The organism is Shewanella halotolerans, assembly GCF_019457535.1.
Lineage (GTDB): Bacteria > Pseudomonadota > Gammaproteobacteria > Enterobacterales > Shewanellaceae > Shewanella > Shewanella halotolerans.
The window spans coordinates 2538341-2559580 of sequence record NZ_CP080417.1 but is presented as its reverse complement, the minus strand read 5'-3'; the positions used below and the strand labels follow the sequence as shown (position 1 = coordinate 2559580).

17 protein-coding genes are annotated in these 21240 nt (G+C 56.0%); 7 read left to right on the top strand and 10 right to left on the bottom strand.

All coding sequences use genetic code 11. The features are described 5' to 3' along the window. Positions 1–128: 128 nt before the first annotated feature. The 4 genes from ilvN to K0H81_RS10905 all read right to left on the bottom strand — a co-directional run bounded on the left by ilvN (position 129) and on the right by K0H81_RS10905 (position 5109). Positions 129–623, bottom strand: a complete 495-nt coding sequence (ilvN, locus tag K0H81_RS10920; protein ID WP_011865573.1) for an acetolactate synthase small subunit — start codon at positions 621–623, stop codon at positions 129–131. After that, positions 623–2344 carry an acetolactate synthase 3 large subunit gene (locus K0H81_RS10915; RefSeq protein ID WP_011865574.1) on the bottom strand — a complete coding sequence of 574 codons (1722 nt, stop codon included), beginning with the start codon at positions 2342–2344 and terminating at the stop codon, positions 623–625. The genes ilvN and K0H81_RS10915 overlap by 1 nt, the downstream gene beginning before the upstream one ends. Positions 2345–2797: 453 nt before the next feature. Then, positions 2798–4021, bottom strand: a complete 1224-nt coding sequence (locus K0H81_RS10910; protein WP_220058336.1) for a multidrug effflux MFS transporter — start codon at positions 4019–4021, stop codon at positions 2798–2800. Between the two features lie 200 nt (positions 4022–4221). Beyond that, positions 4222–5109, bottom strand: coding sequence for a class II glutamine amidotransferase (locus K0H81_RS10905; RefSeq protein WP_220058335.1), 888 nt, complete (start codon positions 5107–5109; stop codon positions 4222–4224). Positions 5110–5340: 231 nt separating this feature from the next. Between K0H81_RS10905 and K0H81_RS10900 the strand changes: the two genes are divergently transcribed. Further along, a complete protein-coding gene (locus K0H81_RS10900; RefSeq protein ID WP_220058334.1) occupies positions 5341–7224 on the top strand; it encodes a choice-of-anchor I family protein in 1884 nt (627 codons plus the stop codon). Between the two features lie 65 nt (positions 7225–7289). Here the strand turns inward: K0H81_RS10900 and K0H81_RS10895 are convergent, their stop codons facing one another. Further along, entirely contained in the window at positions 7290–7961 is a 672-nt protein-coding gene (locus K0H81_RS10895) for a glutathione S-transferase (RefSeq protein ID WP_220060840.1), read from the bottom strand. 284 nt (positions 7962–8245) lie between these two features. On the opposite strand from K0H81_RS10895, the gene trhO reads away from it, so the two are divergent. The 4 genes from trhO to K0H81_RS10875 all read left to right on the top strand — a co-directional run bounded on the left by trhO (position 8246) and on the right by K0H81_RS10875 (position 12518). Beyond that, the gene (gene trhO / locus K0H81_RS10890) at positions 8246–9226 is read left to right on the top strand and encodes an oxygen-dependent tRNA uridine(34) hydroxylase TrhO (RefSeq protein WP_220058333.1); all 981 of its coding nucleotides are present in this window, start codon (positions 8246–8248) and stop codon (positions 9224–9226) included. Between the two features lie 710 nt (positions 9227–9936). Beyond that, a complete protein-coding gene (gene slyA / locus K0H81_RS10885) occupies positions 9937–10416 on the top strand; it encodes a transcriptional regulator SlyA (protein WP_220058332.1) in 480 nt (159 codons plus the stop codon). Between the two features lie 5 nt (positions 10417–10421). Further along, the gene (locus K0H81_RS10880; protein WP_144199019.1) at positions 10422–11480 is read left to right on the top strand and encodes an HlyD family secretion protein; all 1059 of its coding nucleotides are present in this window, start codon (positions 10422–10424) and stop codon (positions 11478–11480) included. A 9-nt stretch (positions 11481–11489) separates the two neighbouring features. Beyond that, the gene (locus K0H81_RS10875; RefSeq protein WP_220058331.1) at positions 11490–12518 is read left to right on the top strand and encodes a DUF2955 domain-containing protein; all 1029 of its coding nucleotides are present in this window, start codon (positions 11490–11492) and stop codon (positions 12516–12518) included. Here the strand turns inward: K0H81_RS10875 and K0H81_RS10870 are convergent. After that, a complete protein-coding gene (locus tag K0H81_RS10870; RefSeq protein WP_220058330.1) occupies positions 12515–13318 on the bottom strand; it encodes a slipin family protein in 804 nt (267 codons plus the stop codon). The genes K0H81_RS10875 and K0H81_RS10870 overlap by 4 nt on opposite strands. 9 nt (positions 13319–13327) lie before the next feature. After that, positions 13328–14836 (bottom strand): NfeD family protein, encoded by a 1509-nt coding sequence (locus K0H81_RS10865; RefSeq protein WP_220058329.1) that lies wholly within the window; start codon positions 14834–14836, stop codon positions 13328–13330. Between the two features lie 172 nt (positions 14837–15008). Between K0H81_RS10865 and yegD the strand changes: the two genes are divergently transcribed. Both yegD and K0H81_RS10855 read left to right on the top strand, forming a co-directional pair. Next, on the top strand, positions 15009–16382 hold the full coding sequence (yegD, locus tag K0H81_RS10860) for a molecular chaperone (protein WP_220058328.1): 1374 nt from the start codon (positions 15009–15011) through the stop codon (positions 16380–16382). Between the two features lie 67 nt (positions 16383–16449). Further along, complete coding sequence (locus K0H81_RS10855) at positions 16450–16923, top strand: CreA family protein (protein WP_186300530.1); 474 nt, start codon at positions 16450–16452, stop codon at positions 16921–16923. A 98-nt stretch (positions 16924–17021) separates the two neighbouring features. Here K0H81_RS10855 and K0H81_RS10850 read toward each other — a convergent pair whose 3' ends face one another. From K0H81_RS10850 to pdsR, 3 genes are all read right to left on the bottom strand, one after another. After that, on the bottom strand, positions 17022–18209 hold the full coding sequence (locus K0H81_RS10850) for a cystathionine beta-lyase (protein ID WP_220058327.1): 1188 nt from the start codon (positions 18207–18209) through the stop codon (positions 17022–17024). A 100-nt stretch (positions 18210–18309) separates the two neighbouring features. Beyond that, positions 18310–20484, bottom strand: a complete 2175-nt coding sequence (gene pdsS, locus K0H81_RS10845) for a proteobacterial dedicated sortase system histidine kinase (protein ID WP_220058326.1) — start codon at positions 20482–20484, stop codon at positions 18310–18312. 2 nt (positions 20485–20486) lie between these two features. Next, positions 20487–21179: a proteobacterial dedicated sortase system response regulator gene (gene pdsR, locus K0H81_RS10840; protein ID WP_011865589.1), complete on the bottom strand. Its 693-nt coding sequence runs from the start codon at positions 21177–21179 to the stop codon at positions 20487–20489. Positions 21180–21240: the final 61 nt, after the last annotated feature.

Sequence of the window (21240 nt, the reverse complement as noted above, 5' to 3'; positions counted from 1 at the left end):
CCATTTTGAGTTAGGGCTTTTTGTTTTAGGCTCTTGGGTTGAGGCTTTTCGTTTAAAATAGTAAAAACGCCAGCAAATGCTGGCGTTTTTTGTGCGTATTGATTAGTCGTTAACGATTGGGTATTCGCTTAGGCGCGCATCGCCTTCTCACCGCGGCACAGACCGACCACACCTGAGCGAGATACCTCAATCACCTTAGTCACCTCGCCGATGGCGGCGATGAAGGCATCGAGTTTATCCGAAGTGCCGGCCATCTGAATGGTGTAGAGCTCAGAGGTGACATCCACTATCTGACCGCGGAAGATATCGGCGGTGCGCTTCACCTCCTCACGACCCGCGCCCTTGGCTTTCACCTTGATCAGCGCCAGCTCACGCTCGATATGGCTGGACTCGGTAATGTTGGACACCTTGAGAATGTCGATCAGCTTATGCAGCTGCTTCTCAATCTGTTCCAGCACTGCCTCGTCGGCCACTAGGGTAATGTTGAGCCTGGAGAGGGTGACATCGTCCGTCGGCGCCACCGTCAGGCTCTCGATGTTGTAGCCTCGCTGAGAGAAAAGGCCTACCACGCGAGATAGGGCGCCGGGTTGGTTTTCGAGTAATACAGAAATAATTCGACGCATTAGCTTTTCTCCGTCTTGCTTAGCCACATTTCATTCATCCCGCCACCGCGGATCTGCATTGGGTAGACGTGCTCTGTCTCATCGACGCTGATGTCGACAAAGACCAGCTTGTCCTTCATGGCAAGGGCCTTCTCGAGCCCGGCTTCCAGCTCGGCCGGGTCGCTGATGGTCATGCCCACGTGGCCGTAGGCCTCGGCGATCTTGGCAAAGTTAGGCACTGAGTCCATGTAGGAGTGGGAGTGACGACCCGAGTAGATCATATCCTGCCACTGCTTCACCATACCGAGGAAACGGTTGTTTAAGTTGATAATTTTAACCGGCGTATCGTATTGCAGCGCGGTCGATAGCTCCTGGATATTCATCTGGATCGAGCCATCACCTGTGACGCAGATAACCGTCTCGTCCGGCTTGGCCATCTTGACCCCCATGGCGGCCGGCAGGCCAAAGCCCATGGTGCCCAGGCCACCCGAGTTGATCCAGCGCCTTGGCTTGTTGAAAGGGTAGTAGAGGGCGGCAAACATCTGATGCTGACCCACGTCCGAGGCCACGTAGGCATCGCCATTGGTCAGCTTGTGTAGGGTCTCGATCACCTGCTGGGGCTTGATGCGCTCGCTGCTCTTGTCATAGGCCAGACTGTTGCGACTGCGCCACTGATTGATCTCGCTCCACCAGTAGTCGATGGCGCCTTCATCATTTTTCATTGACGGCTCATCGTCCAGCAGGGCCAGCATGTCATCGAGCACGCTATCGGCCGAGCCTACTATGGGGATATCCACCCTGACCGTCTTGGAGATGGATGACGGGTCGATATCGATGTGCAATATGGTGGCGTTGGGGCAATATTTTTCCACATTGTTGGTGGTGCGATCGTCGAATCTTACCCCGATGCCGAAGATAAGGTCGGCGTTGTGCATCGCCATGTTGGCCTCATAACAGCCATGCATCCCGAGCATGCCGACGCTGTTGGCGTGGGTGCCGGGAAAGGCACCCAGCCCCATTAGGGTGCTGACCACCGGCAGGCCGAGTCTGTCAGACAGTTTAAGGATCTGCTGGTCTGCGCCCGAGATCACCGCGCCGCCTCCCACATAGAGTACCGGTTTCTTGGCCTTTAACAGGGCCTGCAGGCCTCGGCGGATCTGTCCCTTATGGCCCGTAGTCGTCGGGTTATAGGAACGCATGTTTATCTCATCCGGATATTGGTATTCGTGCAATATCTGTGGGTTGAGACAATCCTTGGGAATGTCTACCACCACAGGGCCGGGACGACCGGTAGAGGCGATATAGAAGGCCTTCTTGATGATGGCAGGAATATCCTTGGCGTCTGTCACCAGGAAGCTGTGTTTCACCACGGGGCGTGAGATACCTATCATGTCGCATTCCTGGAAGGCATCATTACCAATTAAGTTGCTGGGGACCTGTCCAGAGAGGACGACCAGCGGGATTGAGTCCATGTAGGCGGTGGCGATCCCTGTGATGGCATTGGTGGCGCCTGGGCCAGAGGTGACCAGCACCACACCCACCTTGCCGGTGGCGCGGGCATAGCCGTCGGCCATGTGCACGGCCGCCTGTTCGTGGCGTACGAGAATATGTTCTATGCCGGATTTCTGGTGCAGGGCATCGTAAATATCGAGTACCGAGCCACCTGGATAGCCGAAAATGTGTTTAACGCCTTCATCGATTAATGATCGGACGATCATGCTGGCGCCGGAAAGTTTTTCCATTGGTGATCCCTCTTAAGTTACCGCGACGGTATGCAGTATCTTGATACAGCGACGGTAATCGCTCTAAACATAGAGTCTGGAGGGTAATCCAGACTCGCGCTTCACCCTAAAGCGGTCGGCTTGGGGTGACTGTTGCCAATGAACAGAATTTCATCATATTCAATAGATGAATGAATTCAAGCCTTTTATCTGCAAAGTTTGCCAAGTTGAGCAAAACTCACGTTCGAGGTGAGGTGGCTGTTGGCCGAAGTGGCGGTTTGACGGGATTTGAGCGCCGTCATCTATCTTTAATCGGGCGATGTAGACTTTAGTCTCAGAAGGCTATTTTGTGTCATCGCCGCCCAATTGAGTCATCGGGCGGCGTTTGTCTTGGTGGCGAAGCTAATGGCGAGCTTGACGGTGAATCTAACGTAAGCGTGGCGAGTTAATGCGGTAATTGACGTATCAGCACCGTTAGCCCTGTCTTTGCTGTGAATGCGCCAGGAATTGGCAGAGGCCCACTAGCAGTACGGCGCCTAACATGAGCGCGGAGAAGGGCACCGCTGTCCCAGTGTAGAAGAGCGCCAACAAAGGACCCGCCAGGGCGCCAAAGCCAAATCTCAGGGTGCCGATCACCGCCGTCGCCGTGCCAGTCTCCTGCTGAAACTTCATTAGCACTATGGCATCGGCATTGACCGACATTACGCCCAGGAAACCCATGAAGGGGATGAGCGCCGCCACGGTAAAGTGATAGCTAAGTCCCAGCAGGTTAACGCTTAATAAGCCAATACCGGCGACGGCCGCCAGTAGGGTGGCCACCTTGAGCATACGGCGTGAGCCATACTTGACCACGATGCGGCTGTTGATCACGTTGGCCAGCATCAGGGCGCCGACATTGGTGCTAAAGAGGATGGCAAACAGGCTCTTATCCAGACCAAACACCTCCATGTAGACGAACGGTGAGGCGGTGAGGTAGCAGAAAAAGGCAAACGAGGTCATCACGCCGCTGGCGATATGCAGCTTAACGCCTGGCTTGGTAAACACCACTGCATAGGCGCCGAAGAATGACCGCTGACTGCGGCCGCTTGTTTGCGAATCGCTGGGCATTCTTAGCTTGGTCAGTACCAGGATGAGCAGCAAGCTGGCGTAACAGGCCAAGATGAAGAAGATCAGGTGCCATTCACCCAGCTCGAGGATTAGGCTGCCCATGGTGGGGGCGATGAGCGGCGCCAGCATCATGATCAGGCTGACGTAGGACATCCCCTTGGCGGTGTTCTTGCCATAGACCTCCTTGATGTAGCCGGGCACCACCACTGTGGCGGCGGCGCCGATGAAGGCCTGCAGGAATCTCAGCCCCAGAAATACCTCCACGCTAGTGACGAAGGCCAGTGTCAGGCTGATCAGACCAAAGCCGGTTAAGCCAACTAATACCAAGGGGCGGCGGCCGATGCGGTCGGCAACAGGGCCGAAGGTGAGCATGCCAAGGGCATAGCCCGCCAGATAGAGACTGAGTGACTGCTGCACAGTAGTGACGCTTGAATTGAAGCTGCTGGCCAGGGTCGACATGGCCGGCAGGTACATGTCGATTGCCAGCGGCGTGATGGCGACGATGGCCGATAACATGGGGATCAACAGGGCCAGATTGGGGATGCCCTGGGGTTGGCTAAGCTCAGATGACGGGATCGACGCTTTGTTCACTCATACCTCTTGTGACCGAATTTAAGACAATTTGTGGGGGTGATAACAGGTGATGGGGATGTTATCTGGGAGAAGAACGATTGTACGGGATCTCGCCTCGCGTTGGCCAATGCTTTATTGCGCTTAGGCTAATGCAAGGCGAGCCGATTTGTAACAAAACCTTGCTAGACGGGCAAGGCCCCCTAGTCATCTAACCTGGGTTAAAGCTCTGACTGAAACGGCAGGTCCAGCTTGCGCTGACTCACTCGCTCGTTGCCTATGGCGCTCACCATGTGGTTGCGCTCCACCTTGGTCCAGTGCTCGCTCTGATCCGTTGGCGGCTCCGAGCAGATGATGATGCAGGCCTGCTCACCCTCCTGAACTTCTTCCGTGTGGGGGATAAATTCGATCCCCTCCTGGCATTCGTTAACCTTGCCACGACCGAAGAAGAGTGAGGCGGGTTTAACTCCCTCCAATGTGGCGAAACGGGTCACGACCGTGTGTTTACCATCGGTGACGGCAAAGTTGATGAAGGCGTTAGTGTCGGCGCCCGCAGCCTTACGTAGGCGCATGATGCAGGCGATAGTCGCCTCCATCGCGTTTTCCAGCTGACTCAGGCTGGCTTTCTCGGCAAATTCCAGCATGTCCATGAAGAGGGCGAAGGCATATTCTGAGTCCGTGTTGCCCTTGATCAAGGCAAAGGCGCGATCCGAGAGCTGATTGAGCAGCTGACGACGGAACTTATCGAACTGATCCAGGCGGCCGTTGTGCATCCACAGGTAATGCATGCAGGAGAAGGGGTGGCAGTTGGCCTGGCTGACCGGCATTCCCTTGGAGGCATCGCGCACGTGGGCAAAATAATGCTGAGTCTCTACCTTCTCGGCGATCATCTTAAGGTTGCGGTTACTCCAGGCGGGATCCACGTTGACGAAGGTCGCCGGGATAGGATCATCCTGGGTGGGATACCAGCCCAGGCCAAAACCGTCGGCGTTGGTGGGCACCTTACGTTTCTGGGCGTATTTGCTCTGCATCACCAGCGAGTTGGAGGCCTTAAAGATCAGGGGGGACATCAGCGCCTTGGGGCCGCTATAGGTTAAAAATCTGCACATGGACTCATCTATCCGAAATCATACCGACTCAAAATTTAGCGCGAATCACGCGGGCGACAAAGGGAAATTTACGCACCAGGCTAATTTTCGCGTCGCCTGTCGTTAAACTGTCATCTTCACGTCATGAATTCGTCTTATCTCCGTCTTAGCTTAGCGCAATTTATAGCCTATTTATCCGCCTCTTGGCGGTTCTTACTTAGGCGTACTCAGGGCAAGCAAAAGGATTAGGCAATGAATAACAAGATGAAAAAAACGGCGATAGCTTTGGTCATGGCAACTCTGGGTCTGACGGCCTGCAGCGGCGATGACGGCAAAGATGGTACAAATGGCAGCAATGGCGCAAACGGCGCGAGTAGCCTGGTTGCATTTACCCAGCTGCCAGCGGGTGACCTTGAATGTCCACTCGGTGGACAGATGATACAGACAGGCCTGGACCTCAATGGCAACGGCGTGCTGGATAGCGATGAAGTCAACGCCGAGCAGACTCAATACCTTTGCCGTGAGACGGTGTCTGGGCTTAGCGCCGAGCTGGTGGGCCGTTATGAGTCTGGCGTCTATGGTCAGAGCGCCGCGGAGATCGTCGGTTTTCATGTGGCGAGTAAACGTATCTTCGTGGTAAACGCCCAGAGCGGTAAGGTAGATATCGTCGATGCGGGCAACTTAGCCGCAATCCCGGTAGCAGGCAGCGATGCCCTGGTGCTCAATAACCTGCCTAAGCTGGCTGTGCTGGATGTGGCGCAAGATCTTGGCCTGGCTCGTCTTGGCGGCGTCAACAGCCTGGCCATACATGGCGATCTGCTGGCGGTGGCCATAGAGCGCGGCGATGAGGCGGGTAACAGCAAGCAGGGGATGGGCTATGTCGCCTTCTATCGCATCGATAGCGCCGGAGAAGCCAGCCTAATCCATGGTGTCGAGGTCGGTGCGCTGCCAGACAATGTCGTATTTAGCCATGATGGCAAGCAAGTATTGGTGGCCGGCGAAGGTGAGCCGAGTGATGACTACAGCGTCGATCCGCTCGGCACGGTGGCGATAATAGCCGTGACCGATGGTATGCCGGCGACCAGCGCGACCTTACTGGATTTCAGCGACTTTAATTTGGGCGGCGCGCGCGAAGCCGAGTTTTCCAGCGACATCAAGATCAACGGCCCGGGTGCCAGTCGCGCGCAAGACTTGGAGCCTGAATATATCAGCGTATCGCCAGACGATAAGCTCGCCTATGTCAGTTTGCAGGAAAACAACGCCATCGCGGTGATCGATATTCCAAGCAAAGCGGTCAAGGCCATCTGGCCCCTCGGCTTTAAGGATTTTGGTTTAGGGAAGAACGCGATCGATGCCAGCGACAAGGATGACAGGGTCAATATTCAAGCCTATCCGGGGGTGGTTGGCTTGTATCAGCCCGATACGATTGCCAGCTACCAGTGGCATGGCAGCGACTTTGTGGTAACGGCCAACGAGGGGGACTCTCGTGACTATGGCGGTTTCTCCGAAGAGGTGCGCGCCGGCGACCTCACGCTCGATGCTAATCATCCGCAGTTTGCCGCGGCACAGGACAAGACGCAGCTGGCGCGCCTCAAGGTGACCACCTCAATGGGAGATGAAGATGGTGATGGTGACTTCGACAAGATAGTGGCCTACGGCGGTCGCTCATTCTCTATCTGGGATCAAAACGGTCAGCAGGTGTTCGACAGCGGCAGTGATTTCTCCCGCATCACGGCAGCGTTGCTGGGGATGAACTTCAACAACAATAACGAAGAGAACAAGGGCGACAGCCGCAGCGACGATAAGGGCGCCGAGCCCGAGGCGCTGGCGATTGGCGAGATTGAGGGTAAGCGCTACGCCTTCATCGGCCTGGAGCGCACCTCTGGCTTCATGATCTATGAGATCACCAACCCGTTTGCGGTGAAGTTTGTCGACTATGTGGTCAATCGTGATTTCGAGGTCGGCTTCGAGATCGATGGCAGCGACATCACAGGTTCGCCTGAGGCGGCGGGAGATCTCGGCCCTGAAGGGATGAGCTTCGTGGCCGCGGCCGACAGCCCCAACGGTAAGCCGCTGTTGATCATAGGCAATGAGGTGAGCGGCAGCACCAGCGTGTATCAGTTGTCGCTGCAGTGAAATTCAGCATAGACAGATAAGGAAGGAAAAAGGCGCCTGAGGGCGCCTTTTTTGTGTGCTCCCGGTTAGTTTTCTAGCAGTGAGAAGCTCTCACCGCTGTCGAGCCAGGTGGGGTATTTCTTCATGATGGCAGTAAAGACTGGGCTATCTATATGATTGGCGAGCCAGGCGCGTACCTTAGGGTAGGGAGCGTGTTGCCACCAGGTATTATCCACGTGGGCAAACTGGCGCACGAAGGGGAAGATGGCATAGTCGGCGAGGGTTGGAAGGTCTGCCATCAGCTGGGCATGTTCGTTCAGCCTGGCTTCCAGCCTGGCGATAAAGTGCTCGCCCTGGGAACGATAGTCTTCTTGCGTCTGCTCTGGATGGCGATCGGCGTACTTATACTTATCCAGCCAGGGCTTAAATTCATTGTCGTTTTCACTAATTAGATCCATGGCCGCTTGTTGCAGGTCAGGCTCATGGCTAAGGAGCAGCGCCGCTGTTTTCTCATCTCCCTCTTTGGCCTTCTTACCGAGCGCCCACAGCATGATCGACAGGCTCTCGTCGATGACGCTGCCATCTTCTAGGATAAGCACAGGTACAGTGCCCTTGGGGCTGGCCGCTAACATGGGCTCGGGCTTATGTTTGAGCACTATCTCTCTGAGCTCCACCTCCTGGCCTGCGAGAAAGAGGCCCAGACGGGCGCGCATGGCATAGGGGCAGCGACGAAACGAATATAATATGGGGTAGGCCATGGGGTCTCCTTGATTGCTGGCGCTATTCTTCATGGCTTTGCCCTAAATCGCAACCCCGAAAGGCTTTTCGTCTTATTGAGCAGGCGACCGCGCAGGGGGTAATAAAATACCCTTACTTTTTCTGCCTGTTTGTTTAACTGTGATTTAGGTAGAATTCGCCTCCATTTTGCGCGCCATGTCACTTAGGCCATGCTTAGGTTGATACTTAGGTTGATACTTAGGTTGTAAGCGCGTCTATCCATGCACTGGGGATTAAGCCTCAGCGAGCAGTTTAAGAGGTTGATATGTCTCAGTTTGTAGTATGTGCGTTATATAAGTTTGTCTCCCTGCCGGCCTTCGAAGCCCTGCAGCAGCCATTGCTTAAGGAGATGGAATCTTTAGAGATCAAAGGAACTTTGCTGCTGGCCAGCGAAGGGATTAACGGTACGGTCGCCGGCAGTCAGGCGGGGATCGATAGTCTACTGGCCTGGTTAGACGCCCAGCCAGGGCTGGATAATATCGTCTACAAGCTGTCATTCGACCATGAGATGCCTTTCTATCGCACTAAGGTCAAGCTGAAGAAAGAGATAGTCACCATGGGAGTCGAAGGTATAGATCCCCGTAAGGTGGTGGGCACCTATGTGAAGCCTAAGGACTGGAACAAGCTGATCTCAGATCCCGAGGTGCTGCTAATCGACACCCGTAACGACTATGAGGTCAACATAGGCACCTTCAAGAATGCGGTCGACCCTAAGACCCAGACCTTCAGAGAGTTTCCCGACTATGTGAAGCAGAACCTGGATCCTAAGCAACACAAGAAGGTCGCCATGTTCTGCACCGGCGGCATTCGCTGCGAGAAATCTACCGCCTACCTCAAAGAGCAGGGATTCGATGAGGTGTATCACTTAGAAGGTGGGGTGCTTAAGTATCTGGAAGAGGTTAAACCCGAAGAGAGCCTCTGGGAAGGCGAGTGTTTCGTGTTCGACAATCGCGTGTCGGTTAACCATCAGCTGGAAAAGGGACAGTACGACCAGTGTAATGCCTGTCGCCTGCCTATTACCGAAGAAGACAAACAAAGCGAGCATTATGTACAGGGCGTAAGCTGCCCACACTGCATCGACAAGTTGTCTGACAAGCAGCGCAAGCGTTTCGTCGAGCGTGAGCGTCAGGTGCAACTGGCCAAGTCACGCGGCGAGAGCCATATCGGCAGCGATGTGAAGCAGGTGATCGAGGCGCGCCGTCAGGACAAGGTCGAGCGCAAACAGCGCCAGCACCAGGAAGGCTAACTGGTCGGCGCTGATATCTGCACGATTGTTTGGGCGAAAAGCCAGAACAGCTTCTATACTTAAAGGGCTGCTAGAGATGAGTTGCATCGGGCGACCTGTCTGCTTGATGAGCGGTATTGGCGAGGATGTAGATAGCCTTTCAGTTTTTAGAGTCTGAGCCAATGTATTCAGAGTAAGAAGCAAAGGCGAGTGTTGTGTTATGCAATGCTCGCTTTTTTATTGGCCGCGTTTTGTCTAATGATTCCTGGTGACTAGAATACAAATCAGTTGCTGCATTTGAGCGAATAGCCCAGAACCAAGCGCCGTGCAGGCTAAGACGTTAGGTGCTGATTAAGACGTTAGCTGCTGATTAAGACGTTAGCTGCTGGCGACCATCGGCCTGTTTGTCTTTATAGCTTTACCCTGTGTCCTTTTCTCTTCGGTGACATATGCCGAGAAACCCGCTATATCCAATAATTTTCATTATTTAGACTTCTACCGTCTACCTTTTAGCCCTCAGTTTTTCTAATTCTTTTTTCCGTTTTCACTCATTTCCTATTAACTCACCTAATTCATTATTCTCAGGCATCTGGATGGGCGAGGGCGCCAGGCGACACAGTTCCTGGATGTAATTTATTTTCATCTCACCATTTACTTAGCCTGCTAAATAAATATAATGCTTAGCATGCTAAGTAATTTGTTTGCGTCACAATGCCTCGAGGAGGGTCAAGATGGCAGTAGAAAATCGAGATTGGGCCGAATCGTCCAATGCGGAGCGAGTCGCTAGGCTCGCCAGGCTTTGGCGCATGGTCGCCGATGCCGAGCTTGCCCCATTGGGTTTGACCCATAGCCGCTGGAGTGTGCTTTGGAAGCTCTATCGCATGGGCCAGCAGACCAGTCAGAAGGATCTTGCCGAGGCCCTCGAGATAGAGCTGGCGTCCTTGATGCGCACCCTGAGTCAGCTGGAGCAGCAGGCACTTATCGAGCGTCACTGCTGCGAGCATGACAAACGCGTGCGGCGCGTCTCCTTAACCCAGGCTGGCCAGGATCTGCTGGCCTTTATTCGTCAGCGCATTATCGATCTGCGCGCCGAGCTTTATCAGGGAGTTAGCCCAGAGCAGCTCGAAGCGTTCGAATTTGTGCTCAACCGTATCAGCGAAAACGCCGTAAAGAAATTACACCCCACCGCCACAGATAAAGAGGAAAAGTAGAAAGCATGACACCGGATCAGCAATTTGCCCGTTTAGTTAAGTTTGCCAGCATCGGCTTCATTCTGCTGTTTGGTTATTTCCTGGTGGCCGACCTTAAGATGCCGCTGACCACCCAGGCGATGGCGACGCGCACCATTACCCAGGTCGCGCCTCAGGTGAGTGGCCGAGTCGTCTCGGTACAGGTCGCCAATAACCAGAAGGTGAACCAGGGCGATCTGCTGTTTAGCCTGGACGCGACCCCATTCCTGCTGGCCCAGGAGCAGGCCGAATTGGCTTTGGAGCAGGCGAGACAAGATAACGCCGAGTTAGATTCAGCCATCGCCGCCGCGACCGCCGAGGTGAGCGCAAAAGAGATCGCCTACGCGCTCAAGCAGCGTGAGGCCAAACGTATTCAATCACTTTATGCCAATCAGAGCGTGTCGCAGCAGATGATCGATCAGGCCCAAACTGAGGTGAAAGCCAGTCGCTCCCAGCTGCTGGCCGCCAAGGCGCAGCTGGCTAAGGTAAAGACCCTGAGGGGATTACCGGGCGAGGATAACCTCAAGCTGCGTCAGGCCAAGAATCGTCTGTCTCAGGCGCGACTTGCCCTGAGTTATACCCAGATCCGCGCAGAACACGATGGTGTGGTCACCAACGTGCAGCTGGCCTCGGGCAACATGGTGAATCAGTCGACGCCCGTCATGGCGCTGCTGCTGGATAATGTGGATGTGATCGCCGATTTTCGTGAGAAGAACCTGCGTCACATAGTCCCGGGCGCGACTGCGCTGGTGGCCTTCGATGGTCGCCCTGGTGAGCTGTTTCAGGCGAGCGTCAGCAGCGTCGATGCCGGTGTGAGTCAGGCCCAGTTCGATGCCAATGGACGTCTGGCGACGCCAACCGAGTCAAACCGTTGGGTGCGAGATGCCCAACGTTTCCGTCTTCACCTGGAGCTGGCACCCGATGTGGCCATATCCCTGCCGGCCGGCGCCAAGGCAACCGTGCAGCTTCAGCCAAGCAATGTTATCTATCAGCTGTTTGCCAAGGTGCAGATCAAGTTTATCAGCCTGCTGCATTACATCTACTAGGGGCGAAGCGTGTTAATTCGTCATCATCCCTTAAGCGCTAACGATCTGCGCCAATGTCTGCGTATCGCGACCGGCGCCACCTTGGGCTTTCTCAGCTGCAAGGTGCTGGAATTTAACTATGGGGTCTTCTTTACCGTTCTGCCCATGTTGATGCTGGGGGTCTTGCCTAAGATGTCGCTGCATGCGGTGCGGCAGGTGATGGCCTCGTCCGCCATCGCCATCATTGAGGTGGCGCTGCTGGCCGAGTATTTGGGCTCGCACCCGATAGTGATGTCCATGGTCGCTTTTTTGCTGTTTCTCTATCGTTTTGCCTGCATGTCCCGCGGCAGCCTGTTTCTGTTTGGCGCCACAGGGGTGATCAGCCTGAGCATCATGCTGCACTTTGCCAGCTACCCGGATACTGATTTGACCGAGCTGGCGATCAATAACTTCATGGGCTGTGGTTTTTCCGTGCTTATTGCCTACCTGATGATTTACCTGTTTCCCGACGTCGATGCACGGGCGCCTATGGCTGCCATGCCTAAGGCGCCCCATCGCATGCGTCACGAGGCGCTGATGGGGGCGGCTATCGCCACCATCTCCTTCGCCGTGTTTCAGGTGTTTGATCTGCGTGATTCTCTGGCGGCCCAGGCGACGACATTGTTGTTAATCTTTCCCATGCACTGGAACGGCGCCCTGGGATATGCCAGACGCCGCGCCGTAGGTACCATTCTCGGGGTGACCTGTGGTCTCTTGATGCAGCTGCTGCTCTATACCTGGGCCCACGAGCTGGTGCTTCTGTTACCGCTATTCTGGTTGGTGACTCTGCTGTTTAGTCAGGCTCATGTGACCGAGGCGATGGGCTCTGGAGTAGGGTTTGGCGCCATGACCACCATGGGGACCCTTTATGGGCAAAACCTGACGCCGGCGAATGATCTCATCTACAGCAGCCTCTATCGCGGCGCGAGTATCTTTGGCGCCATCGTGCTGACCTTGATGGCCTGTTACCTGGTGCATCTGCTGCTTAACCGCTTCGAGGCGACCCGTTTCGGTCATTAGTCCTCCGTTTTCTTTGCCGGGGGCTCTTCCTGGTCGCTAACCCGGTTTAGCACCCCCTTGAGGAGATCCATTGGCAGGGGGAAGAGGATGGTCGAATTCTTCTCGCCGGCGATCTCAGTCAGGGTCTGCAGGTAGCGCAGCAAGATGGCGTTGGGCGATTTTTTTAGGTTCTGCGCCGCCTCTACCAGCTTGGCCGAGGCCTCCATTTCGCCCGAGGCGTGGATCACCTTGGCGCGACGAATACGCTCCGCTTCCGCCTGTCTGGCGATGGCGCGCACCATGGTCTCGTTGAGATCCACATGTTTTATCTCCACGTTAGAGACCTTGATCCCCCAGCCGTCGGTGCGGCTGTCGAGGATAGACTGAATGTCTGTGTTGAGCATGTCGCGATTGGCCAGCATCTCATCAAGCTCATGTTGCCCGAGTACAGATCGTAGCGTGGTCTGCGCCAGTTGAGAGGTGGCCTGCAGAAAATCCTCCACATTGATGATCGCCTTCTGGGCATCTATGACCCGAAAATAGATCACGGCATTGACCTGTACCGAGACGTTGTCGCGGCTGATCACATCCTGAGTCGGTACATCCATCACCACGGTGCGCAGATCCACCCGCACCATCTGTTGCACCAGAGGGATCACTATGATGAGGCCTGGGCCCTTGACCCGGTAGAAGCGCCCCAGCATGAAGATCACCCCGCGTTCATATTCCCGCAGGATCTTGAAGGTGCTGATCAGCAACGACACTAGCAGGAAGACGAGGGCGACGAAGAAGAGCTGGGTATTGTAGGCTAAGGCTTCCATATAAACCTCCTAAGGATTGTCTGAATCGGGCAGCGTCGCCGCTGGGGTAACGATAAGGGTAAGTTTGTCGCGCTCAAGTACGACAACCGTCTCGCCCGTCTGGGTCTGGGTATCTGATCTGGCCTGCCAACACTCGCCGCCCAGGGTGACGAGGCCGTACTTTTCGAAGCCTTTCACCACCCGAGCGCTGGCGCCGATGAGCAGATCGTCGCCGCTGACGTTGGCGGCCTTACGCGCCTTCCACAGGCTGGAGAGCACCCAGAGAGAGAAGCCCGAGGCGGTGACCGTCACAGCGGCGATAAGCGGCAGCGAGATGGAGAGATCGCCGCCCTCGGCATCGATAAGAAACAGCGAGCCCAGGGCGAAGGCCGCGATACCACCCAAGCCCAAAATGCCGAAGCTGGGCACCATGGACTCGGCGACGATGAGGGCTATGCCCAGCAGGATCAGCCCAAGCCCCGCGTAGTTGACCGGCAGCAGCTGAAAGGCGTAGAGGGCGACCAAGAGGGCGATACCGCCGGTGACACCGGCGACGCCTATGCCAGGGCTGTAAAACTCCAGCAGCAGACCATAGATACCGATCAACATCAGGATATAGGCGATGTTGGGATCGGTTATGGTGGCGATGACGCGATTGCGCCAGCTCTGCTGACGGGGAGCCAGATTCGCCTCTGCTAGGGACAGGCGCTTAGCCTCGCCATCCACCACCACGCTATAGCCTTCGAGCTTGGCCACCAACTCTTGGGGATCGGCCGCTATCAGGTCGATCACATTTTGGGCCAGTGCCTCATCTGAGGTGAGGGTGGCGGCATCGATAACGGCGCGCTCGGCAAACTCTACGTTCCGGCCTCTCAGGTTAGCCAGTGAGCGAATATAGGCCACCGCATCGTTGAGCACCTTGTGGGCCATGGCATCCTTGTTGTCCTTTGGCGTTGACTCGGGAGTAGACTGACCAGCACCATCCTTTTGTGCTGCCCTATCCTGGGAGCCAGATTCTTTGGGATCAGAGTCGGAACCAGAACCCGAACCCGAATCAGAGTCCTGGGGTGACGAGGGCATTCCAAGCTGCACTGGCGTGGCCGCGCCTAGCGTGGTGGCGGGGGCCATGGCGGCGATATGACATGCATAGAGCATATAGGTGCCGGCGCTCATCGCCCTGGCGCCCGGAGGGGCTACCAGACAGGCGATTGGGATCTTGGAGGCGAGGATCGCCTGATTGATGCTTCTGAGACTGGTGACCAGCCCCCCGGGGGTATCTAGCACTATCATGATAAGCTCGGGTCGCTGCTCAATCGGCAGGCGATTGGCGTGGTCTATCTCCTCACTTAGGTATTCGCCTATGGCAGGGCCTATGGCGCCGCTAAATTGCAGCAGGGGGATGGATTGGGGCGTGGTTTGCTGCGCGGACTCACTGTTTTGCTCTACGGCCGACACGCTCTTGCCTAGGCTCAGCGCTATTAGCAAGAGCAGCAAGAGCAGGGGGATAACATTCAATGAACGCCAGTTTAAGCTGTGCATAACGACTCCCAATATCTCTTTAAGTTTAGTCGATTTCCCATGGACGATATTTGCGTGGGCTTTTATGAGCGCTTTTGGGGGAGCTTTGTGGATCCTATTTGAGTTGGCCGCTTGTCTTTTATGCTGAGTGTGTTATTTTTCTCGGCTTTTTTCATGGGCGGGAGCGCTTAGCATGTTTGTTGGATTCGATTATGGCAGCGCCAATTGCGCCGTCGGCATTATGGATGGCGAAAGGGTGCAGCTGTTGCCTCTGGCGGGGGACTCTCACTATCTGGTTTCGACTCTATATGCCTTCGACCGTGAGTTGATTGCCGAGGCCGTCTATCAGCAGCTAGCTGCTGAATTGAAGGCCGATTACGCCAAGCTGCGCTCGGCGCAGCTGAGCCGTGCCCGTCATGCCAGACAGGCGCTGGATCTCGACAGCGATGAGCAGGCGGTGTTTGTCGGTGAGCAGGCGGTGGCCCACTATCTTGAGATGCCCGAAGAGGGCTTCTATGTGCGCTCGCCCAAGTCTTTCCTGGGCGCAACCGGTCTGCGAGCGGATCAAATAGCCCTGTTTGAAGATATCGTTACCCTGATGATGATGCATATTAAGACCTTAGCGGATACGCAGTTGGGGGCTAAGGGAAGTGCTACCCATGCGGTGATCGGTCGCCCAGTCAACTTTCAGGGCATAGGCGGCGAGGAGAGTAACCGCCAGGCCGAAGCCATCCTGGCGCTGGCGGCTAAACGCGCGGGTTTTATCGAGGTGAGTTTCCTGTTCGAGCCCCTGGCGGCGGGGATGGATTTCGAAGCCAGCCTGACCCAGGACAAGACAGTGCTGGTGGTCGATGTGGGCGGCGGCACCACAGACTGCTCTGTGGTGAAGATGGGGCCGTCTCATATCGCTAAGGCGGATCGCAGCGAGGATTTTCTGGGCCACAGCGGCCAGCGTATTGGCGGTAACGATCTGGATATCGCCCTGGCGATGAAGGCCTTCATGCCCCACCTTGGGCTGGGGTCTCATATGGTCAATGGCCTGCCTGTGCCCAGTCAACCCTTTTGGAATGCGGTGGCGGTCAACGACATCAGCGCACAGCGCGACTTTGCCAGCCTGACGACCCGCAAGATGATCGAGGAACTGATCAAGGATGCTGAACGCTCGGATCTGCTGTCGCGCCTGCTCAAGGTGCAGCGGGATCAGCTCGGTTATCGATTGGTGCGCAGCGCCGAGGGGGCGAAAATTGCCCTGTCAGATAATGCGGCTACTCAATCGAGTCTGGACTATGTCGATGCGGCGCTGACAGCCGAAGTCGATCAGCAACGCTTCGTTGATGCGATCGCTCAGCCTGTGGGCTTGATCCAATCCTTAATGGCGGAGGCAATGGCTAAAGCGACGGACAAGGCGCAGGCCGATATTATCTATGTCACTGGCGGTACGGCCAAGAGCCCGGCGATTTACCAGAAGATTGCCCAGATGTATCCTGAGACTGAGATAGTGGTCGGTGACCACTTTGGCAGTGTGACCGCCGGACTCACCCGCTGGGCGCAGAAGGTGTTTGGCTAACGCATTAAGGTGTTTGGGCGTCAAGGCAATAAGACCACAAAACAACGAGACAACAAGGCAAAAAGGAATGAAGATGAAAGCTTGGATTGGAATCATGTTTGTCGCAGCAACAAGCCTGCTGGCGGGCTGCGGCGATGATGTAGGCAAGGTGAGCCTGGGGGTCTTTACCACCAAGGATGTGATCATCGAGGCCAGGCAAGATCCTAAGATCCCCGGCGTGACCTGTCATATCAGTCGTATCGAGGCGAATCTGGACTTTGCCGATCCGTCGGATATGGGGATCGCTTGCCGTCAGACCGGACCAATTTTGCCTGCGGATCTCGCCAATATCGACAAGAGCCACGGCGGCGAGGTGGTGTTTAAGGCCTCACTGAGTATCTTGTTCAAATCCCTCAAGGTGAGACGCATCTATGACGCCGACAGCCAGACGCTGATCTATCTCTCATACTCCACCAAGGAGACAGATGGCAGCCATAAGCACAGCCTGTCGACCGTGCCCCTGTATGGTACCCAGGCCTGGCAAGCGCCTGCGACTCACTAGCGTGAATCGGAAAAACCTGCAGGTAATCAAAACAAAGAAAACGCCGTCATCTGACGGCGTTTTTTATGGTTAATCCCCACACTTATTCAGGCGAGGCGCTAGTCGCTCTGGCCATCCAATACCGCGTTGTAGCGGGCGAAGCCGGCCTCGAGATCTTTGATGAGATCTTCAGGATTTTCCAGGCCCACATGCAAGCGGATCAGCGGCTTGCTGCTGTCCCACTGGGTGGCGGTGCGCAGCTTGTCGATGCCAAATACGCCCAAGATCAGGCTCTCGTAGCCGCCCCAGGAGAAGCCCATCTTGAAGTGGTCCATGCCTTCGACGAAGGCGGTGATCGCCTTGATGTTGCCGCGTTTGAGCACGAAGGAGAAGAGGCCGTTGGAGGCGCTGAAATCCCGCTTGAAGAACTCATGTCCGGGGCAGGAGGCAAACGCTGGGTGGCGCAGATGATCCACCTCTGGGCGTGTGGCCAGCCAGTTGGCGACCTCTAGGCCATTCTTCTCATGCTGGGCCATGCGTACTCCAAGGGTGCGCAGGCCGCGACTGGCGAGATAGATATCGTCCGCCGAGGTGCATTGGCCCATGAGGTAGCTGTTTTCCCTGAGCTGGTCCCAATGAGCCTGGTTGGCGGTGGCGGTTCCCAGCATCACATCCGAGTGACCGACGATATATTTGGTCGCCGCCTGGATCGAAATATCCACCCCCAGCTCGAAGGGGCGGCAGTTGATGGGTGAGGCCCAGGTGTTATCCAGCATGACCACCAGGTTGTGGCGATGAGCGATGGCGCTCAGGGTCGGCACATCCTGCACTTCTAGCGTGATGGAGCCGGGAGATTCGAGAAACAGTACCTTGGTATTGGGGCGGATAAGCGCCTCTATGCCATCACCTATGAGGGGATCATAGTAAGTGGTCTCTATGCCGAAGCCCTTGAGCAGCTTGTCGCACAGATCCCGAGTGGGTTCATAGGCGGTATCGACCATCAGCAGATGATCGCCTGCCTTGAGGAAGGAGAGCAGGGCGCCTGAGATGGCCGCCGAACCTGAAGGGTAGAGGGCGGTGCCTACGCCGCCTTCGAGCTCGGCGATGGCCGCCTGGAAGGCAAAGTGGGTTGGGGTGCCGCGACGACCATAAAACATCTCGCCGTTGGCGCGGTTCTTGGTAGCATGACGCATATCCTCTATGGTGTCGAACACTACGGTGGAGGCGCGAAACACCGGCGGGTTGATCACTCCCTTGCTCCACTTCTTGTCGCGGCCGACGCTGACTATCTTGGTCTCTCTTTTCATCCCATACTCTCGTGTTGGCAACTCAATGCAGCCATCTTAACATCTATACGGCTAAATGAAAGTGAGATTTATTGGAGTGTTTTCCCTTTTAGCGTGGAGGTTACTGCGCCTCCAGCGGCAGACGGATATGGATAACCACGCCGGTGGCCTGACCATCCTGCATCAGGTTTTCGGCGCGTATGCTGCCCTTGTGAAAATCGGTGACCAAGCGGGCAATATAGAGCCCCAGCCCCAAGTGAGGCTTGTCCTGTGCCTTCTGGGCGCGCACAGACACCATGGACTCGAAGATCTGCTCGCCCATGTTGGCGGGCAGCGAAGGCCCCTGATTGCTGACACTCAGCAGTGCCTGTCGGCCCTTGGCCTTTAGCGACACCTTAATCGGCGTATCGCTCTGGCTGAACTCGATGGCGTTGGCGATCAGCTTGTCCATCAGCTGGGCGATATACTCGGGCACCCCGCGCATGGTCATGGGGTCTTTGTCTATCTCCAGCTCAAATACCTGATTGGCATAGGTCATCTGATAGCCCTGCATACAACCTGAGATCACCTTGGAGAGGGGGAAGTTGTCCACCTCGGCGTCGGTCAGTGCCTCTTCGAGACGGGTCGCCTCGCTCATGTTGTTGAGGATCATGTTGAGGCGGCTCACCCCTTCGTGGGCGCGATCTACATACTTCTGATGTTGCGGCGGCAGATCCTGACTGTTGAGGTGCTCGAGTGACGAGCGTACCACGGCGACCGGCGTGCGCAGCTCATGACCGAGGCGCGACGACATGTTCTCCAGATAGTGGGTATATTGGCTCAGTCGGCCGACTATGCTGGCAAAACTGCGGCTGAGATCGCCTATTTCGTCGCGCACCTTAGAGCCGACAATCGCATTTCTGATCCGCCCTTGGCTGTCGATCGCCTGTTCGGCATCGTCCCTCAGCTTACGGATGCGGCTGGAGATGCTGGAGGCGAAGAAGAAGAGGGCCAGGGTGCCCATGCTCATCACGGTCAGTATCACGTTAAACAGCTTCTCCAGCGCCTTGTTGCGCAGGGTGCGGATGCCGTGGGTGGTCTCCTCGGCGATCACTACGCCCATCACGGTATCGTCGATCCAGATGGGGCTGGCGGCGGCGAGAATAACCGCCTTGCCATCTGGACTGAGGCGCCAGGTGGAGCCAAACTGACCGGCCAGGGCCTTGCGGATATGGCTGCCCTCTAGCACGGTAGAGTCTTTGAGCGAGTCGACAAAATGCTTAGGCGGCGTAGTCAAAATGCGATAGTAGAGCGGGTGCAGGAACTGCTGCTTGAAGCGGCCCCAGAAGGTGTCTGGTGTCTGCTCGGTTGCCGTCTGCGCCCACACATTGGTGCTGCTGTAGATGTCGCCGGATTTTGCCAGTACCCGGCCGTGGCGATCCACCACCCAGATCCGCGAGCTGTTGTGGCTCATCCCCTTGATGATGCTTTCGATCTCCGGCGAAGGCACCAGAACCGTCCCCAGCTTGGTGACATCATCTGTGGCCGAGGTGCCGACGATCGCCTCGACGTTACGCACTTTTCTGTCGTTAACATCGACGATGGCAAAGCCCAGCTTGCTGCCTACCATCTCAAGCGGCATCCTCAGCTCGATATTGTAGCCTTTATCTGTCTTCAGCCATTTGCCCTGGATGCGCACCTCTGGGGTGACGGGCTGGGACTTGCGGGGATCGGCAGGCAGCTCGAAGGCGCTGATCCAGCCGTCGCGTATGGTGGCGACGATATAACGGCGGAACTGGCCGTCGGGCGCCAGGGTGGCGATGGCCAAGTGATCATTGTTGTCGATGCGCAGGCTGTTGGTGCCGCGGTAGATCACTTTAGGATCTGTCACCTCGAAATAGCCATAGAGGTAGCCGGCATACTTGCCCACCATATGGGTGAAACTGATATTGAGTGGCTTGCCGTCATCTGCCTTGAATAGCTGGTGATCGGCGCCATAGGTCACCGCGCGGTGGCGGTTAGAGGCCCATTCGCCCAGCTTGCCATCCAGATGGATAGGGCCGGTTAAGGGATAGGCGTAGAGATCCCGCCCCTTCTTCACCTGTGACAAGAAGCTCGCCTGCTTGTCGAACAGCTTGGGACGTTCATGCAGGGCGGTGGCCAGGGCCTGGGTGGTGCCTTCCAGGGTCTTTTCCTGGCCGTGACGCAGGTATTTCTCCATCTCCCACACATATTGATAGCCAAGCCAGGGCAGGCAGAGCAGGAACAGTGAGAGTACGGCGACCTTAGTGCGCAGGCCGATGGGCAGATTAAACATGCTTAGTCTTGGGTATCCCAGCGGTAACCCATGCCGTAGACGGTATCGATGCAATCGAATTCTGGATCCTGGCTGATAAATTTCTTACGGATCCGCTTCACGTGGGAGGTGATGGTGCTGTCATCTACATAGATCTTGGCGTCCTGCATCAGCGCCTGACGGCTACGCACATGACCGGGGCGTTTGGCCAGGGCGTGCACCATCCAAAACTCGGTGACCGTCAGCTCGATAGGCTGCTGCTTCCAGTAGACCTGGATGCGGTTGACATCTATGGTCAGGTTGCCGTGCTCTATCATGCCATCTTGCGGATTGGCGCCATTTTGGATGTCCGAGCGTCGAAATAGCGCCGCGAGGCGGGCGATCAGGTGGGGGAAGCTGACATCCTTGCTCAGATAGTCGTCGGCGCCCAGCCTCAGGCCGCAGACGGTGTCGAAGTCACTGTCTCTGGCGGTCAGAAAGATGATAGGCAGGGTGTTCGACATGGCTCTGAGTGACTGGCATAGGGTAAAGCCACCATCTATCTCATCTTCCAGGCCGATGTCGATGATTGCTAAGTCAGGCAGACGCGTGTTGAAGGCCTCCATGGCGCTGGGGCGGTTGGCGTACGCCTGCACAAAGTAGCCTTGCTGCTGCAGCACCTCTTTGTAGTTTTCGCGGATAGCCGCCTCATCTTCCACTATTGCAATACGCTTCATGATCCATCCATTACAGCTTAGGGTTTCTGGAGTGTGACTATACAGCAAAATATTCGGGAGA

Excerpts from the sequence above, each read along its gene's own strand:
- K0H81_RS10915 (WP_011865574.1), bottom strand. The coding sequence starts at position 2,344 with ATGGAAAAACTTTCCGGCGCCAGCATGATCGTCCGATCATTAATCGAT.
- K0H81_RS10895 (WP_220060840.1), bottom strand. The coding sequence starts at position 7,961 with ATGGCCTACCCCATATTATATTCGTTTCGTCGCTGCCCCTATGCCATG.
- K0H81_RS10870 (WP_220058330.1), bottom strand. The coding sequence starts at position 13,318 with ATGGAAGCCTTAGCCTACAATACCCAGCTCTTCTTCGTCGCCCTCGTC.
- K0H81_RS10905 (WP_220058335.1), bottom strand. The coding sequence starts at position 5,109 with ATGTGCAGATTTTTAACCTATAGCGGCCCCAAGGCGCTGATGTCCCCC.
- trhO (WP_220058333.1), top strand. The coding sequence starts at position 8,246 with ATGTCTCAGTTTGTAGTATGTGCGTTATATAAGTTTGTCTCCCTGCCG.
- slyA (WP_220058332.1), top strand. The coding sequence starts at position 9,937 with ATGGCAGTAGAAAATCGAGATTGGGCCGAATCGTCCAATGCGGAGCGA.
- pdsS (WP_220058326.1), bottom strand. The coding sequence starts at position 20,484 with ATGTTTAATCTGCCCATCGGCCTGCGCACTAAGGTCGCCGTACTCTCA.
- K0H81_RS10900 (WP_220058334.1), top strand. The coding sequence starts at position 5,341 with ATGAATAACAAGATGAAAAAAACGGCGATAGCTTTGGTCATGGCAACT.
- yegD (WP_220058328.1), top strand. The coding sequence starts at position 15,009 with ATGTTTGTTGGATTCGATTATGGCAGCGCCAATTGCGCCGTCGGCATT.
- ilvN (WP_011865573.1), bottom strand. The coding sequence starts at position 623 with ATGCGTCGAATTATTTCTGTATTACTCGAAAACCAACCCGGCGCCCTA.
- pdsR (WP_011865589.1), bottom strand. The coding sequence starts at position 21,179 with ATGAAGCGTATTGCAATAGTGGAAGATGAGGCGGCTATCCGCGAAAAC.
- K0H81_RS10850 (WP_220058327.1), bottom strand. The coding sequence starts at position 18,209 with ATGAAAAGAGAGACCAAGATAGTCAGCGTCGGCCGCGACAAGAAGTGG.
- K0H81_RS10865 (WP_220058329.1), bottom strand. The coding sequence starts at position 14,836 with ATGCACAGCTTAAACTGGCGTTCATTGAATGTTATCCCCCTGCTCTTG.
- K0H81_RS10855 (WP_186300530.1), top strand. The coding sequence starts at position 16,450 with ATGAAGATGAAAGCTTGGATTGGAATCATGTTTGTCGCAGCAACAAGC.
- K0H81_RS10880 (WP_144199019.1), top strand. The coding sequence starts at position 10,422 with ATGACACCGGATCAGCAATTTGCCCGTTTAGTTAAGTTTGCCAGCATC.